Raw genomic sequence first — 15,392 nt, forward strand, 5'->3', positions numbered from 1 at the left:
TTTGAAAAAACTGATATTTTTCTTGCGGTAAGACGTTTTCCCGTCTCATGCTGCATATTCAAGGTCCCAGCATGGGCAAAATCGGGAGCCTAAACAAGATGATGAGGCAAGGAACGGAGCAGAGGCTTTCAGGTCAGGCGCAAATTCGCGCGTCTGGTGCCCGTCAGGCCGGTCCGTTCTTTGGGGCCATCGATCTTGGGACGAATAATTGTCGACTGATGATTGCTGCAGGCACGCCGAATGGGTTTCGGGTCGTGGACAGTTTCAACAGGTCTGTTCGGTTAGGGGAAGGTTTGCGTGTCAGCGGCCGACTGGCTGAAGAATCTATGACACGCGCGCTCGATGCCCTGCGCATTTGCGTCGAGCGCATGCGGCAATGGCCCCTCTCCCACGTTCGCGCTGTAGCCACCGAAGCGTGCCGTCGCGCCGTGAATGGTCGCGAGTTTCTTGAGCGGGTGCAGACCGAAATCGGCCTGACTATTGATATTATTACGGCGCGTGAGGAAGCAGAGCTCGCGCTGGAGAGCTGTTCTCCCCTCTTCCGGATGCCGTCACGGCCACCTTCTCAGTCTGAACGTGGTGTTCTGTTTGATATTGGCGGCGGCTCCACTGAAGTTGCATGGGTGCGTGTTGATCAGGAGCGTAAGTCTCAGACACTGATTGGCACAACCAGTATGCCTGTGGGTGTCATCACGCTTCAGGAGATGTTCGGTGAAGGCCATGGCTCGTCCTATGAAGATATGGTTTCTCACGTACAGAGCCACCTTGTAGGTTTTGAGAATGTTCACCGCATCCGCCGTGAAGTCGCACAGGGGAATGCGTGCCTGCTGGGTACGTCTGGTACTGTCACGACCCTAGCCGGTGTCGCTCTGGCCCTGCCCCGTTATAATCGCGCGGCGATTGATGGCCTGACTTTGCCGGGGCAAATCATGCGAAGTGCCATCGATACGCTTCGTAGCCTTTCGCGCGATCATTTGGCGATGCATCCCTGTGTCGGACAGGATCGCGTAAAGTATGTTCTTCCCGGATGTGCAATTTTCGAGGCAATTCATCGGACATGGCCTATAGAAGAGGTCACGATTGCCGATCGGGGGTTGCGTGATGGCATGCTGCTGCGTATGGCCCGCGATCATGGTCAGCGTTTCACTAGAGAACGCCGCAGGACCCATCGACATGTAACGCCCCGTTCGAGGGGCCCTCTCGGGAATTACGCCACGATATGAAGCCGCCCAGATCCCGCTCCGGTTCTTCCAAAAAGGATACGGGACCCAAGCGCATCCCTGGAAAAGCTCTCAAGAGTGCTGCCGCACCAGGTGCAGCTGACGCTACTCAGGACGCCTCTACTTCACAGACGGCCCGTAATAAGGTCGTCACCCTCAGAACAGCCCGTGGGCGCACCACGGCACAGCAGCGCTGGTTGAACCGGCAGCTCAACGATCCCTATGTCGCGGCAGCCCGTAAACAGGGCTGGCGTTCACGTGCAGCCTTTAAGCTTATCGAAATCGATGATCGGTTTCACATCATCAAGCCGGGGGCGCGCGTCATCGATCTGGGAGCGGCCCCAGGCGGCTGGTCTCAGGTTGCTGTCAAACGTGGTGCTGGCAACATTGCAGGCGTGGACCTCCTGCCTGTCGACCCTGTCAGCGGTGCCGAGATCATTGAAGGGGATTTCACTGATCCGGAAATGCCTGATCGCCTGAAAGAAATTCTCGGCGGTCCAGCAGATCTCGTCATGTCTGATATGGCTCCCAACACAACGGGCCATGCCGCAACAGACCATATGCGGATTATGGGACTGGCAGAGGGTGCGCTGGATTTTGCAGTTCAGGTGCTGGCTGAAGGCGGAAGCTTCGTGGCCAAGGTCTTTCAGGGTGGTTCTGAAAAACAGATGCTTGAGTCCATGAAGAAAGCCTTCTCTTCGGTCAAGCATGTCAAGCCGCCTGCTTCCCGTAAGGAATCAAGCGAACTCTACGTCATTGCCACGGGTTTCCGCCCCGAGCGACTAAGCGACGAAGGCTGATCGTTGAACTGACGAGCGCTTTTTTAAAGGCGCTCGTCAGTTCCGGTGCTTGACCGGATCACGTTCCACCTACAGAACGGACAGGATGATCCAGAGCCTTACTGTCATCCTGCTTTATCTCGTGTCGTTGCCGCTTTTTGCGCTCACTCTGGCGCGGCAACCTCATAAAGATCTTCCGCCTTGGGCTATCTGCCTCTCGTTAGTTGCAACCGAAACGTCCACATTGACCATCGTCAGTGTTCCTGGCGTGGCATACCTGCATGGATATGTTTTCTTGGGGTTGGCAGTCGGGTATCTGCTCGGACGCGTGGCTGTTGCCTGGTGGTTTCTGCCTCTGCATGAGCGGGGCGCGACATCCATCTATCGGTATGTTGGCCAGCGGTTCGGAACGCGTCTTCAGAAGCTGGTGTCTGGCACGTTCCTGCTGACGCGCCTTCTTGCCGAGGCTGTACGTTTGTACGCTGGCATGATTCCGGTTTCCCTGTTGTGTGCGAGTATCGGCTATCCCATTCCGGATATTGTCCTGCTCATGGGGATTGTCATTCTCACGCTGGCTTATACGCTGGCGGGCGGTCTGAAAGCTGTCGTCTGGTCCGACACGCTTCAATTGCTTCTCTATCTCGGCGGCAGTGTCGCGTGTGGGGTCGTGCTGTTCAACCGCTCAGGGACTGATATTTTTCATGCGGCTCCCATGTTTACTGCGGGATTGCCAGCATTCACCAATCCTTTTTCCGTAGCCGGAGCTGTTGTTGGCGGCGCAATTCTTTCCCTTGCCTCACACGGTACAGACCAACTCATGCTTCAGCGTTGCCTCGCCGCAAAGACGCTCAAAGGCGCGCGGGCAGCGATGATTGGAAGTGTGTTTGTCGTGGCGTTGCTGTTCGCCCTGCTCTCATTTGTCGGGGTGGGGTTAAGAGCACTTTGGCCTGATTATCATGGTGCTCCAGATGCACTCTTCCCGCAGTTTGTTCTGACATTGCCCCCTATTCTGCGCGGACTGCTCGTAGCTAGCATTCTGGCTGCGACAATGGGATCTCTTTCCAGTGCCATGAACTCAATGGCCGCTGCGACAAAAAGCGATTTTTTTCCGAAGAAGACGCTGTCCCTGCGGACGGCGACGTGTTTCTGGGCCGTTCTGCTTGTTGTGACCGCGCTGTCTTTCTCTCACCCGACAGGCTCTGCCGTCGTGTTCGGGCTCTCAATCGCGTCTTACAGCTATGGTGCGACGCTTGGAGTGTTTTTGCTGGCTATGGTCGGACATTCGCGAAATGAGGCAAATGGGATTGCCGGTTTTCTGACGGCCGTTGTTGTTTTGGCCGGTCTGGCGATGGTCAGGATTGAAGGTCATCCCATCGCCTTCCCTTGGCTGGTGCCCGCAGGCGTTCTGGCGACTTTTGCAGGAGCTAGAATTTTCTCACAGCTGCGGCGGATGGGCTTCCAGAAATAAGGCCATTGCTTTCTGTGCCATGGCAGCATCCTTGCCCAGATCGATGAGCGCAGGAATCTGCGATGGCTGCCTGACGAGAGAGGACAACAATCCGCCAAGATGGATGGCGCCATCCTTGAGGCCATCCCGTGCAGCTGGCGGCAGGCTGCGGGCTGAATCATCGCAGACGACACGAAGGACTGCGAAAGGCTTGCCGGTTCTGGCTATTGCGCCGCTTTCCATATCGACGGCGATGCAGCCTGTGGCCTCGTAGAGACGGGATTTTTCTTCCGCCGTTTCGATGAGGTTGTCGCTATGAAGAATGTGCCCCTGACGGGCATGGTCTGCTCCGAACTGTATGCTCAGACCCGCATCGGCCTCGTAGCTTGTATCGCTCATGACAACACGATCTGCCACGATGATCGTGCCTGGTTTTACGCTGGTTGACAGTCCGCCAGCGCATCCGAAAGATAGCAGACGTGTTGCCCCAGCGCGCAGAAGCCTCTCGGCTCCTGCCACAGCGCCTGATGCTGTAGCATTGCTCAAAGCAATCGGTGCGTCCGGCAGGAAGCGGCGAATGATGCGCGCTTCCTGCTTCATTCCGACTAGAACACCCAGCATCAGAAACCGTATTCCACGCGACCGGTGTTGCTGGTTCCCAGATTGCGGTAACGCGACAGAGCCTGAAGCGGGAAGAACTGCTTATAGCCATGATAGCGGAGGTAAAATACCTTCGGGAAGCCAACAGCGTTATAGGCGTCTTCCTGCCATTCGCCGTTATCATCCTGCTTTGATGTCAGGAAGTTGATGCCACGCTTGACGGCTTCACTGTCACGGCGGCCCACAGCCATCAAGGCGAGAACAGCCCAGGCGGTCTGTGACGGCAGGCTCTCCTTGTATGTGCCTGGAGGCGCGCCTTCATAGGTTGCGCAATCTTCGCCCCATCCGCCATCTGCACGCTGAACGTCTTCCAGCCAGGTGACGGCGCGCTTCACCATCGGGTCATCATAGGAGATGCCCGCAATGTTCAGGGCGCAGAGAACAGACCAGGTGCCGTAGATATAGTTCGTGCCCCAGCGACCGAACCAGCAGCCTTCTTTTTCCTGCTCTTTGCGCAGGTAATCCAGTGCTTTGTCGATGACTGGCCGGTCTTCCGGATGGCCAAGCTGACACAGGAAAGAAATGCACCGTGCGGACACATCGGCAGTTGGTGGGTCCAGAAGCGCGCCATGATCCGAGAACGGAATATGGTTCAGCATTTCGAGATCATTATCGATGTCGAACGCGCCCCACCCACCATTGGTGCTTTGCATTCCGATGATCCATTCCCGTGCGCGTTCAATGGCTTCACGGTTCTCTTCAGGATCAACACGATGCAGAAGCATACCGACAACAGCCGTATCATCCACATCCGGGTAGTAATCGTTTTCGTACTGGAAAGCCCAACCACCCGGACGTAGATTGGGTGTGTTGACAGCCCAGTCTCCTTTGACATCCAGGATCTGGCGGTCCCGCAGCCATTCAGCACTTTTCTTGAGCTTCGCGATGGTTTCGTCCCGTTTGGTGGGATGAGCACCGGATGCTGCTTCCATCATGGCAAGCCCTGACAGTCCTGTATCCCACACAGGTGAGACGCAGGGCTGACAGTAAATTTCGTCTTCTTTTTGAACGAGAAGGTCCTGAATGGACTCCCATGCCGTGACCACGCGCGGATCGCTGTCGGGCACGCCAAGCGCTCGATACATCATGACCACGTTGGCCATGGCAGGGTAGATCGCTCCAAGGCCGCCACGACTCAGGCGTGGTTCGATAAAGCTGATGGCAGCCTTGATGGCCTTCTCATGGATGCGGTTAGGGATGAGCGGCAGGACAGGCCGAAGCGCAGAGTCCAGATGTTTGAAAGCCCGTCCCCAGATTGAGCGGTATGGACCCCGGATCCAATCCTTGACCAGCTCAGGTGGTTTGACGAACAGTTCCTGAATATGAATGCCACGCGGATTGATGGCAGTAGGCTTCATAGCCCCCACTGCCAGCATCGGCGCCAGCACACATCGTGACCAGTACGACATGTTCCAGACTGAGAAGAACGCCTTCCGCGGGAGCAGCATGAGCTCAACCGGCATGACAGGCGTGGCATCCCAAGGCACTTCACCATACAGGGCAAGCTGGATGCGTGTGAACACATTGGACCGGGCGGCCCCACCGTGGTCCAGAATGGCTTCGCGGGCACGACGCATATGTGGCGCGTCTATACTGTCCCCGATGGCCTTGAGCGCGAAGTAAGCTTTTACACTTGCGGACAAGTCAAAGCCGCCGCCAAAATAAAGCGGCCAGCCCCCATGTTCGCCCTGAATGCGGCGCAGATAAACGCCGATCTTGTCCTGCTTTTCCTGATCAATACGATCAAGATAATGCTCTAGCAGAACGTATTCGGCAGGAATGGTCGCGTCTGCCTCAAGTTCAAAAACCCAGTGTCCGTCGTCTTTCTGGCGATTGCCCAGAGCGGCATGGGCCCCCTCAATGGCGCGGTTGACGTTTTCGGCGTCGACAGGCTTGTGGGAAAGGGTCTCGCTCACACGGTCCTCCTTTTCATCAGGATAGATCAGCATTGTTCAGGTCTCCCGGGACATGCAGCCCTCATTATCGGGAGTTGTGTTACAGCCATGGTTTGGAGAGCACTCATCACGTTTCCGTGTTTTTCACAGCAGAACGGAAACCCAGAGCGCTGACAGCTGCCAGCCCGGATTGAATGGCCCCTTCGATTGTTGAGGGAAGCCCGGTATCCGTCCAGTCTCCCGCCAGCGCCATATTGGCGGTGTCTGTCTTCGCTTTGGGGCGACGGCGGTTTTGCTCTGGTGTCGCGGCGAATGTAGCGCGTTTTTCCCGTAGCAGCCGAGCAGGTGGCATCGCGACCGGGAGTGGCTGAGGCAGGATAGGATCAAGAGCGCGTCGGATTTCAGACCAGATGGTGGCTAGCATCTCGTTGCTGTCCCGATCTGCGTAGCGATTAGCGGCGCTGACCGTGACGGAAAGGACGTCGCCTTTCAGAAAGATCCACTCCGAAATACCACCCACGAGACCTACAAAACCTGCCTGAGCGACGACGCCCCTCGCCTCTACGGGCGCAGCAAGTTTGAAATGCGCGTTTGCGATGCTCTCGAACGCGTCTGGCACAACCAGTTCTGGCAACAGGTTCTGGGTTACTGGAGCGGGTGTAGCGACAATGACGTGGTCTTCCGGTCCAAGCTCAATGCGGCCTTCCGTCGTCTCAATGGCAGTCGCGCGACCATTCTCTCTGATGATGGTACTAACACGGACGCCCGTGCGGACCGTCGCATGATACCGGTTCAGGTATGAAATCGCTGGGTCGACCAGTGTTTCAGATAGGCCAATTTTTGGGAACCAGGGGCAGCAGGCCATACCGCCTTGTGCCAGAGACTTCCGGATGACGTTTCCCAACAACAGTGCACTGCCAGTGTGCAGGTCTGTGTTCAGAACCGAAATGGCGAAAGGCTCCAGGAGGCGTCGGCTCAGCTGACCGGGCTTCAGGCACTCTTCCACAACGGTCGTGTCATCAGCCTTCAGGAAACGCCCGAGGGATGCCAGTTCGGAAAGCTTCATGCCTGGAACGCGGCGACCGCCAGGTAATGCCCAGAATGGGACTTTTCCTTTTGAAAGGCGTAGGGTCCAAGCCAGATCTTCTGCCAGATCATAGTAAGGAAAGATTGGAATGCCGGGGCCTGCCAGTGTGTGACGGGCGCCGAGAATATCCAGATACCGGAATGTCAGGCCGTTGGCCGACAGCAGCAGGTGGTTGCCGTTGTCGATCAGGGTATCGAGCGTGCGGTCATGAAAAGAGCGTGCGCGTCCGCCACAGGCAGGGCCTGCTTCATAGATCGTGACCTGGGCCTGGGCGGCAAGTTCTACGGCAGCAGACAGGCCGGACAGGCCTCCGCCAATAATATGAACGTGGCTCATCGGGCTTACTTCACGTATGCCGCCAGAGCGCGGACTGCCCTCCAGCCCTTACTGACTTTCGGAGAAAGCTCTGGATTTTTCCATCCACGCTTTTCGAGTGCGTTCAGGACTGGCTCATAAGACGCTGCCATCATGCGTGCTGGACGCATGGCGGTGCTGTCGCATTCTTTCATTGCGCGGCGCGCTTCTCGGAAATGATCATGAGCGCGGCGGCTCAGGATACGTGCCACATCATCCAGGCCGTGTGCGTATAGAGCTTCTTTTGGATTGGTGGGTACGTTGAAGCGTTCCAGCAGTTCTGACGGAAGGTACAGCCGGTCCCGTGTTGCATCTTCAGCAATGTCGCGCAGAATGTTGGTAAGCTGAAGGGCCCGCCCCAGATGTTTGGACACACGGTCAGCCGCAGAGGAAGAGTCCCCGAAGGCACGAACCGAGAGGCGACCTACGGCTGACGCAACGCGATCGCAATACAGATCCAGGGTTTTCTCGTCAGGTGCAACAATGGGGGCACCGCAGTCCATGGCCATACCGTCAATAACGGCATGGAAATCCTTGGCCTGAAGCTGGAAGCGGAAAATTGCTGCCACAAGAACACGATCGAGTGCGTCCTGCGTTTCCCCCTGATACAGGCGGTCTATGCGTTCATGCCATTCCTGCAGGGCCTGTGCGGGGTCAGCGACATTTGTGTCACCATCCGCAATGTCGTCGACCTGCCGGCAGAACGCATAGATCGCAAACATGGCCTGCCGTCTCGCAGCCGGTAAGACCTTCATACCTCTGGCAAAAGATGTCCCGGAGGCTGTGACAATGTGCGCAACATGGTCAAGATCGGCCTGCGCGCAGGGAAGACCAGAAAAAGCACGCGCCCTGCTGAAAACCATGTCTGTCACCTGTTCTGTTTCAGAAATTCTGCGTTCTAGCCCCAAACCGGGATGTCACAAAGCCGACACGAACGGAATGGGATGCCATACGTTTGTATGATGCCAAATGGCAACACTCTGCCCAAAGGAGTATCCGATGAATTTCCGTTTGTCTCTGATCCTTCTGTCCTGCCTGACTGCGGGTTCAGTTGCCCATGCAGAATCGTCGACAGCCACCGCCCATGCTGATCACCTGCTGAACGCATCCCATTCCTGGAACGGAGTAGCCTACACGCCGTATTCCACATCCCAGCCAGAACTAAGTATGATCCGGCTCACCATTCCGCCTCACACGGCGCTGCCCTGGCATGTCCATCCATTTCCAAATGCTGGTTATGTGCTGCAGGGAACGCTGAAAATTGAAGACCGTGAGAGTGGCAAAACCAGAACCTTTCATCAGGGCGAAGCCTTTGCGGAGTCAGTGAATGATGTGCATCGTGGTGTGTCAGGAGATGTCCCGACCGTTCTTCTGCTGACCTATGCGGGCGTTGAAGGGAAGCCGACCTCTATCCCGGTAGACAATCAGAAACCGGAATACTGAAATCCGATTTCATTTCGGGCTTTGACAGACAGATCGTTTCGTTTCTAGTATGTTTTCAGACACACTAGGAGCGTGAGCCGAGCATGACCGACTGCCTGTCCCCTGAAGCAAAAGACGATCTTCTCTCACGCGGTTATTCCCGTCGTAGTCTGGGCCGCGTGGCTGCACTGATGAGTGCAGGCATGGCAGTTCGGTCCCTTGTTGGGCGTGCTGAGGCTTCCCCCCTCACCGCGCTGCCGCCCGGTGATGTCACCAAGATGGTCCGCATCGGCAGCAATGAATGCTGGACAGGTCCTTTTCCAGCCGCTGCCAAGGCGGGTGCCGCTGCCGTTTTCGAGGGAAACCGGTATGATCCGAGCGGCCATACCCGCGAAGATCTGATCCGCACAGCCGCCAAGATCGACAACGTCCCAGAAAATTGCATTCTGCCGTGGGGTGGTTCGTCTGACCCGCTCTGTCGTACGATCGTGACGTTCTGTTCCCCGACGCGTGGTCTGGTCACGGCTGACCCAAGCTACGAAGCCGGATGGGTAGCTTCTGAGTGGCTCAAGATTCCGCTGGCCAAGGTGCCGCTGGACGCATCGAACGGTTATAAGACCGATGTGAAGGCGATGCTGAAGGCTAATCCGAATGCCGGCGTCTACTACATCTGCTCACCGAACAATCCGACCGGCACCATCACCCCGCTGGAAGATATTCGCTGGCTCGTTGCGAACAAGCCGAAAGACTCCATTGTTCTGGTTGATGAAGCCTACATCCATTTCTCTGATGCCCCGAGCGCCGTTTCGCTCGTTGCTGAAGGACGCGATGTAGTTGTCCTGCGGACCTTCTCGAAGATGTTCGCAATGGCTGGCCTGCGGCTTGGCTTCAGCATGGCTCCTCCTGCCCTGCATGAGAAGATGATGCGCTATGACGGTGTAAACCAGACGCACATGCTGCCGATCCCTGCGGTCATCTGCGGTACGAAGAGCCTGACCATGGCGTCGGATATTGCGGCACGCCGTCGTGAGATGGATGCGGCACGCGCCATGACCTATGAGCACCTTCAGAAGAAGGGTATCAGCTTCATTCCGTCTGACGCGAATATGTTCGTTATTGACTGGAAGCGCCCTGCTGCACCGATCAAGGATGCTTTCCTGAAGGAAAACATTATCATTGGTCGCTCTTGGCCGATCTGGCCGAATGCCTCCCGTATTACGGTTGGCTCCATGAGCGACATGAAAAAGTTCTGTGCAGCGCTCGACCGTATTATCGGCTGATCTGCCTGAGGGAAGGCCTGAGGCCTTCCCTCATCTTAGTTAGTTCGACGGAAAGTAGCGCATAGCCAGAAGCAATGCCTTTACACCGTCTGATTTCGTGAGAGACACACGCTCTGCGACAGGGTCCTGACGCCTTAGTTTGCGCGTCAAAATATGCGATAGCTCTACGATAACAGCAGCTTCAAGCCGCATCCGGCGATCCTTGATCAGCATCGGTAGCCCGCGGGCTTCGCGATTCAGCGTGTCTACGCCATCCAGCATTCTATCAAAAACGCGGCGTAGACCTGGTTTGCTTCGAACAAGCCGAAGATCGTCGATCGTAACGCCTTCTTCTGCGAGCCAGGGAAGCGGGATGTAGCATCGATCCAGCGTTTTCAGATCCTCAGACGCATCCTGAAGATGGTTGATGACCTGCAATGCGGAACATAGAGCGTCTGATGGCGCCAAGGTCTCCTGCCCTTCTGCGTGTAGCAGCAGAAGAAAGCGCCCAACCGGGTTGGCCGAATACCGGCAGTAATGCAGGAGTTCCTGCCAGCTCTCATAACGTGTCTTTTCTGCATCCATACAGAATGCTTCAAGAAGATCCGTTGCCGTTTCCAGAGGAACGCCTGTTTTAAGAAGCACCTCTCTTAATTTTACGGCTGTCTGTGCATCTGCTCTTTGAGGCGCCTGGATTTCCCCGCGAATGACGGCAGCCATCCCTTTCAGCCGCGCAATTTTCTGCTGCGGCGTCAGGTCAGGAGTGTCCACCATGTCATCGGCGACGCGGGCGAAATTGTAATATGTGTGAACATATGGGCGCAGGCGCCGGGAAATCAGTAGAGAGCCGACGGGAAAATTTTCGTCAGTTTTGCCTTTGGCGGAGGTGACGTCTTTCGTCCCCCAGATGTCTTCTGTCACGATGCCTCATCCGTATAGGAACGATTTTTCCAGCGTACGCCGACGCCTCTATGGTGGTCTATGGCAGAACCAACGGTGGCAGCCATATAAAAAGCCGCAACGAATGGCAGCGGTAATGCCCGCCATAGTGGAAGACCGAACCGCTTCAAAGTTGGCAGAAAGGTTGCGCAAGACACGAGATAGGTCAGAAGTCCGACTTTCCTCGTATGCCCCTTGCCAAAAAGTGCCAGACCGACAGGGAGAAGCCAGATCAGCGTCATTCCCAGAATGGTCGCCAGCAACAGCAAGGGAGACTGGCGAAGCTGGACGTAAGCTGTCCGGGCAATCATTTCCCAGATGTCTTTGGCTCCGCGATAGGGACGAACTGACCATGCAAGTTCGCTATGCCCCAGATAGAGCCGGCCACCCGATCGTTTGACATGCGCTGCGAGCGTGCAGTCATCAATCAGTGCGCCCCGGATGGCTTCGATGCCACCGATCCGCTCCAGAGCGCGTCGACGGAGAAGGATTGTTCCCCCTGCGGCTCCTGCAATGCGCGACCGTTCACTGGCCGTCCAAGCAAACGGATAGAGCATGGCGAAGAAATAGACGAAAGCCGGAACAAGAAACCGCTCGGCCGAGCTTTCGCAGTTAAGGGCAACCATCTCTGAAACCATGTCGAGATCGTCTTCACGCGCCTTGGCCAAAAGTGTGGCCAGATGCTGCGGCGCATGCATGATGTCGGCATCGGTAAACAGAATGTAGCCGTAAGGCCCAATATGGTGCAGGGCCTTTTGGGCGCCCTGGTTAACTGCCCACAGCTTGCCACTCCAGCCGGGTGGTCGTGGGGCACCAGTGAGAACAATCAGCCTGTTATGAGGGTCGGGAACGGCGCGTGCCAGATCTCCCGTTCCGTCCGTGCTGTTGTCATCTACGAGAATGACAGAAAGTTTGCCGTCGTAGTCCTGCTGCAGAAGAGATGTCAGACACGACTGGATAGACTCAGCTTCGTCACGCGCCGGCACCACGATTGCAACATCCGGGGCGCACGGGGGCGACGAACCTGCTTTGAGAGTTGGGCCACCCTGCCAGAATTTTCCATGGAAGAGTGAAAGATAAATCCAAGCCCCAAGACTGGTAAGTGCGCTTCCAAACAGCATTATTTCATACGTCCATGCAGTCGGAACCATGAAATCGCATCCGCGATCGCATCCCGTGCAGGGCGCGGCGCGTAGCCCAGTTCTCTCTGAGCCTTGAGCGATGAGAAGAACATGAGCTTCCGGGACATGGCGAGTGTTTCACGTGTCACGCGGGGCTCAATCCCGAATCCTCGTGCGAGCCATTCAGAGACGACCGCGACTGGGTAGAGCCAGGATTGCTTGAGCTTGACCCGAGGCGGCTTGACGCAGGCAATTTCGCTGGTGAGCCTAAAGAGGTCTCCCAGCATCATGTTCTCGCCACCGAGAATATATTTTTCGCCAATTTTTCCGCGTTCCAGAGCCAGAACATGGCCTTCTGCGACATCGTCTACGTGAACGATGTTCAATCCGGTCTCGACGTATGCGGGCATCCGGCCGGAGGCGCAGTCAAGAATCATCTGCCCGGTGGGGGTTGGCTTGATATCGCGCGGACCAATCGGCGTGGACGGATTGACGATAATCGCTGGAAGACCTTTTTCCCGGACCAGCTTCAGCACTTCTTGTTCCGCACGATACTTGGACAGTTTGTACGTGCCGATGACACTGCTTTCCGTGACGTATGTTTCTTCGTCAGCAGGTGTGCCGTCTTTGCTCAGGCCAAGCGCTGCTACGGAAGAGCAGTAAACGATCTTTTCTACCCCGGCCTCAAGGGCTGCGAGCATCAGGTTCCGTGTACCGTCCACGTTCGCTTTCATCATGACGGAAGGGTCCGGGACCCAGAGTCGGTAATCGGCAGCGACGTGAAAGAGGATCTTCACACCTTTGAGAGCGGCAGGAAGGGTCGTCGGATCAGACAGATCCCCGATGGCAAGTTCCGCGTCGAGCTCTGCAATGTTGGAACGGTCCGAGTTTTCCCGAACGAACAAACGCAGGCGGTGCCCACGTTCCCGGAGTACGCGGGCAACAGCAGAACCAACGAACCCGGTAGCCCCTGTAACGAGTGTGACATCGTTCATGGTGGCAATCTTCTCCTCGGCTCATCAGCAACAGGTTGAAATTTTTCGGCCACCTTACTGCCGGTGGCTTTCGGGGGCAAGCGTCTGCAAGGCTGGAATATTGCAGAGCTGTGGGTTAGAGTGTGTTGCGAACGGTATGTGACGAAGACGTTGAAAAAAACTCTCCCTATTATTCTCTCCCTTCTGGGTGTGGCTCTTTTCACATTCATTGCCGCCAAGGCAGGCATCCAGCCAGTCATGGAAGCTCTTGGAAAAGTTGGCGTCGGAGGTTTCTTCCTTCTGGTGCTGATCCAGCTTGTTCTGGATGTCGGTCTCGGCCTCGCCTGGAAGGCAGCCGTACCGCAGATTGGTCTGGCACGATTGACCGGCGCGCGATTTGTCCGCGATGCAGCCGGTGCCTGCCTGCCCTTTTCCCAGCTTGGCGGAATGGTCCTCGGCGTTCGTGCAACCCTGGCAGGGCATCAGGCTCGGGACGTTGATGGCGAAGATCTTCACTGGCCGGAAGGTGTGGCGGCCAATCTGGTCGACATCACAACAGAGGTTCTGGGGCAGATCGCCTTCATTCTTGTTGCGATTCTCTGCCTCGTTGGTCATCAGGGAGCCGCGCGGTTTATCTGGCCTCTGATGGGCGGCATGGTGCTGCTCTCTCTCGGCATTGCCGGTTTCATCTGGACGCAGCACCGCGGCGGATCGATGGTACGCAAGGCCGCCATGTTCTTCGGGCGTCATATCGCCTCTGACTGGCGAGAAAGCCTCATCGGAAATACAGACATTTTTCAGGCGCGGCTGGAATCGCTTTGGGGGCGCCCGGATCGCATTATGCTGGGCGCGATCGTGCATTTCAGTTGCTGGGTCGGTGGTGCAGCAGCCACATGGACGGCTCTGGAGCTGTTAGGTGCTCACGTCGGGTTTTTGTCTGCTCTCGCCATTGAAGGCGTGGTGTGTGGGATCATGTCAGCAGGCTTCCTTGTTCCGGCGGCTCTTGGTGTGCAGGAAGCCGCCTATGTGGCGCTCGGCCTCATCTTCGGAATAGACTCACAGATCTCCCTCAGCCTGTCTCTGCTCCGCCGTGGGCGTGATATCCTGATCGGCATTCCCGTTCTTCTTGGATGGCAGGCTGTAGAGATGAATCGTCTTCGCAAAGAACGGGCTACTCTTGCCGACGCTCCTGAAGACACCGTTACGTCGGTCCTGAAAAAGGCCAGAACGTCTGCGATAGCTGGGGCTGCGGGAAAAGACGGATCATCTCATCAGAAAGCTGAAAAAGAGGACGACGCCGCTTTCGCAACCGCGCCGCGCGTTCTGTGATGCCCCTTTTCCGTTCTCTGGCCGTTATTGGTCCCGGTCTGATCGGTTCCTCTGTCCTGCGGCGGGGGAAAGAAATGGGCACGCTGGCGGATACGTTGATCGCGGCTGATATTAGCCCTGCCGTTCTTGATCGCGTCCGCGAGCTTGGATTTGCAGACGTTGTTACAGACGATATGGCGCTGGCAGCGCAGGCTGACTGCGTGATGATCTGTGTTCCCGTCGGTGCAGTAGAGGCGACAGCGCGCGCTATTCTGCCTCACATGCGACCGGGAGCAATCCTCACGGATGTTGCATCTGTACGTGGAAAACTCGGCCCTACGATACAGGCACTCCTGCCCGCCGGTGTAGACTATGTTCCGGGTCATCCTATGGCTGGAACCGAGCACTCAGGGCCGGACGCTGGTTTTGCAACGCTTTTTGAGAACCGCTGGTCGCTGCTCGTGCCGCCAGAGGGCGCAAATGAGCTTGCTATAGGAAAGATCCAGAAGCTGTGGGAGCTTTGTGGCGCTCGCACAAAAATTCTTCCTGATGACAAGCATGACCGTATCTGCGCCATGGTAAGTCACCTTCCCCATCTGCTGGCTTTTACGATCTGCGATACGGCGGATAATCTTTCCGAAGAAATCCGCGCAGCCGTTCTGGACTATGCCGCCTCAGGTTTCCGTGATTTCACGCGTATTGCGGCTTCTGATCCCGTCATGTGGCGAGACATCTTCATCGCCAACAAGGATGTCTTGTTAGAGACCTTGGATCGCTTCGTTGCAGATGCTCAGGGTATGGCGCAGGCGATACGTGCAGGGGATGAGGACGCAATTACAAGCCGGATTGAGCGAGGTCGAGCAATCCGGCGGACACTGATCGAAAATCGACAGGCTTGAATATTTTCCCTTCCTGAAAAATAGCAGG

Annotated in this window: 14 protein-coding genes; 7 read left to right on the forward strand and 7 right to left on the reverse strand. The window is 56.4% G+C overall.

Translation table 11 applies throughout. The features are described from left to right. The first annotated feature begins 98 nt into the window (after nt 1–98). The 3 genes from ABDK75_RS06910 (at nt 99) to ABDK75_RS06920 (ending at nt 3,467) form a co-directional block, all read left to right on the forward strand. A complete protein-coding gene (locus ABDK75_RS06910; RefSeq protein ID WP_346005317.1) occupies nt 99–1,223 on the forward strand; it encodes a Ppx/GppA phosphatase family protein in 1,125 nt (374 codons plus the stop codon). Next, nucleotides 1,220–2,020 (forward strand): RlmE family RNA methyltransferase, encoded by an 801-nt coding sequence (locus tag ABDK75_RS06915; RefSeq protein WP_046901679.1) that lies wholly within the window; start codon nt 1,220–1,222, stop codon nt 2,018–2,020. The genes ABDK75_RS06910 and ABDK75_RS06915 overlap by 4 nt, the downstream gene beginning before the upstream one ends. Before the next feature lie 85 nt (nt 2,021–2,105). Then, entirely contained in the window at nt 2,106–3,467 is a 1,362-nt protein-coding gene (locus tag ABDK75_RS06920) for a sodium:solute symporter family transporter (RefSeq protein ID WP_346005318.1), read from the forward strand. On the opposite strand, the gene ABDK75_RS06925 is transcribed toward ABDK75_RS06920, so the two are convergent. From ABDK75_RS06925 to hpnD, 4 genes are all read right to left on the reverse strand, one after another. Continuing rightward, on the reverse strand, nt 3,435–4,067 hold the full coding sequence (locus tag ABDK75_RS06925) for a hypothetical protein (protein WP_346005319.1): 633 nt from the start codon (nt 4,065–4,067) through the stop codon (nt 3,435–3,437). The two genes, ABDK75_RS06920 and ABDK75_RS06925, sit on opposite strands and share 33 nt — an antisense overlap. After that, on the reverse strand, nt 4,067–6,055 hold the full coding sequence (gene shc / locus ABDK75_RS06930; protein ID WP_211508508.1) for a squalene--hopene cyclase: 1,989 nt from the start codon (nt 6,053–6,055) through the stop codon (nt 4,067–4,069). Before shc ends, ABDK75_RS06925 begins: the two co-directional genes overlap by 1 nt. A gap of 73 nt (nt 6,056–6,128) precedes the next feature. Beyond that, nucleotides 6,129–7,424, reverse strand: coding sequence for a hydroxysqualene dehydroxylase HpnE (hpnE, locus tag ABDK75_RS06935; protein WP_086633211.1), 1,296 nt, complete (start codon nt 7,422–7,424; stop codon nt 6,129–6,131). A 5-nt stretch (nt 7,425–7,429) separates the two neighbouring features. After that, complete coding sequence (gene hpnD, locus ABDK75_RS06940) at nt 7,430–8,305, reverse strand: presqualene diphosphate synthase HpnD (protein ID WP_317214171.1); 876 nt, start codon at nt 8,303–8,305, stop codon at nt 7,430–7,432. Nucleotides 8,306–8,441: 136 nt separating this feature from the next. Here hpnD and ABDK75_RS06945 point away from each other — a divergent pair, with 136 nt between their 5' ends. Together ABDK75_RS06945 and ABDK75_RS06950 are read left to right on the forward strand one after the other, a co-directional pair. After that, the gene (locus tag ABDK75_RS06945; RefSeq protein ID WP_346005320.1) at nt 8,442–8,885 is read left to right on the forward strand and encodes a cupin domain-containing protein; all 444 of its coding nucleotides are present in this window, start codon (nt 8,442–8,444) and stop codon (nt 8,883–8,885) included. A gap of 83 nt (nt 8,886–8,968) precedes the next feature. Then, the gene (locus ABDK75_RS06950) at nt 8,969–10,144 is read left to right on the forward strand and encodes a pyridoxal phosphate-dependent aminotransferase (protein WP_099212663.1); all 1,176 of its coding nucleotides are present in this window, start codon (nt 8,969–8,971) and stop codon (nt 10,142–10,144) included. Between the two features lie 39 nt (nt 10,145–10,183). Here ABDK75_RS06950 and hpnC read toward each other — a convergent pair whose 3' ends face one another. Genes hpnC through hpnA form a run of 3 tightly spaced genes read right to left on the reverse strand, consistent with a single transcriptional unit; the run spans nt 10,184 to nt 13,178 of the window. Then, entirely contained in the window at nt 10,184–11,044 is an 861-nt protein-coding gene (gene hpnC / locus ABDK75_RS06955; protein WP_086633215.1) for a squalene synthase HpnC, read from the reverse strand. After that, on the reverse strand, nt 11,041–12,183 hold the full coding sequence (locus ABDK75_RS06960) for a glycosyltransferase (protein WP_211502828.1): 1,143 nt from the start codon (nt 12,181–12,183) through the stop codon (nt 11,041–11,043). Before ABDK75_RS06960 ends, hpnC begins: the two co-directional genes overlap by 4 nt. After that, on the reverse strand, nt 12,183–13,178 hold the full coding sequence (gene hpnA, locus ABDK75_RS06965) for a hopanoid-associated sugar epimerase (protein WP_046901689.1): 996 nt from the start codon (nt 13,176–13,178) through the stop codon (nt 12,183–12,185). Before hpnA ends, ABDK75_RS06960 begins: the two co-directional genes overlap by 1 nt. A 138-nt stretch (nt 13,179–13,316) precedes the next feature. Between hpnA and ABDK75_RS06970 the strand changes: the two genes are divergently transcribed. Continuing rightward, nucleotides 13,317–14,486, forward strand: coding sequence for a lysylphosphatidylglycerol synthase domain-containing protein (locus ABDK75_RS06970; protein WP_346005321.1), 1,170 nt, complete (start codon nt 13,317–13,319; stop codon nt 14,484–14,486). Further along, a complete protein-coding gene (locus ABDK75_RS06975; RefSeq protein WP_099212717.1) occupies nt 14,486–15,364 on the forward strand; it encodes a prephenate dehydrogenase/arogenate dehydrogenase family protein in 879 nt (292 codons plus the stop codon). Before ABDK75_RS06970 ends, ABDK75_RS06975 begins: the two co-directional genes overlap by 1 nt. Nucleotides 15,365–15,392: the final 28 nt, after the last annotated feature.

Origin of the sequence: Gluconobacter sp. OJA, from assembly GCF_039638325.1 — a bacterium.
Lineage (GTDB): Bacteria > Pseudomonadota > Alphaproteobacteria > Acetobacterales > Acetobacteraceae > Gluconobacter > Gluconobacter cerinus.

Excerpts from the sequence above, each read along its gene's own strand:
- ABDK75_RS06910 (WP_346005317.1), top strand. The coding sequence starts at position 99 with ATGATGAGGCAAGGAACGGAGCAGAGGCTTTCAGGTCAGGCGCAAATT.
- ABDK75_RS06915 (WP_046901679.1), top strand. The coding sequence starts at position 1,220 with ATGAAGCCGCCCAGATCCCGCTCCGGTTCTTCCAAAAAGGATACGGGA.
- ABDK75_RS06920 (WP_346005318.1), top strand. The coding sequence starts at position 2,106 with ATGATCCAGAGCCTTACTGTCATCCTGCTTTATCTCGTGTCGTTGCCG.
- ABDK75_RS06925 (WP_346005319.1), bottom strand. The coding sequence starts at position 4,067 with ATGCTGGGTGTTCTAGTCGGAATGAAGCAGGAAGCGCGCATCATTCGC.
- shc (WP_211508508.1), bottom strand. The coding sequence starts at position 6,055 with ATGCTGATCTATCCTGATGAAAAGGAGGACCGTGTGAGCGAGACCCTT.
- hpnE (WP_086633211.1), bottom strand. The coding sequence starts at position 7,424 with ATGAGCCACGTTCATATTATTGGCGGAGGCCTGTCCGGCCTGTCTGCT.
- hpnD (WP_317214171.1), bottom strand. The coding sequence starts at position 8,305 with ATGGTTTTCAGCAGGGCGCGTGCTTTTTCTGGTCTTCCCTGCGCGCAG.
- ABDK75_RS06945 (WP_346005320.1), top strand. The coding sequence starts at position 8,442 with ATGAATTTCCGTTTGTCTCTGATCCTTCTGTCCTGCCTGACTGCGGGT.
- ABDK75_RS06950 (WP_099212663.1), top strand. The coding sequence starts at position 8,969 with ATGACCGACTGCCTGTCCCCTGAAGCAAAAGACGATCTTCTCTCACGC.
- ABDK75_RS06960 (WP_211502828.1), bottom strand. The coding sequence starts at position 12,183 with ATGCTGTTTGGAAGCGCACTTACCAGTCTTGGGGCTTGGATTTATCTT.
- hpnA (WP_046901689.1), bottom strand. The coding sequence starts at position 13,178 with ATGAACGATGTCACACTCGTTACAGGGGCTACCGGGTTCGTTGGTTCT.
- ABDK75_RS06975 (WP_099212717.1), top strand. The coding sequence starts at position 14,486 with ATGCCCCTTTTCCGTTCTCTGGCCGTTATTGGTCCCGGTCTGATCGGT.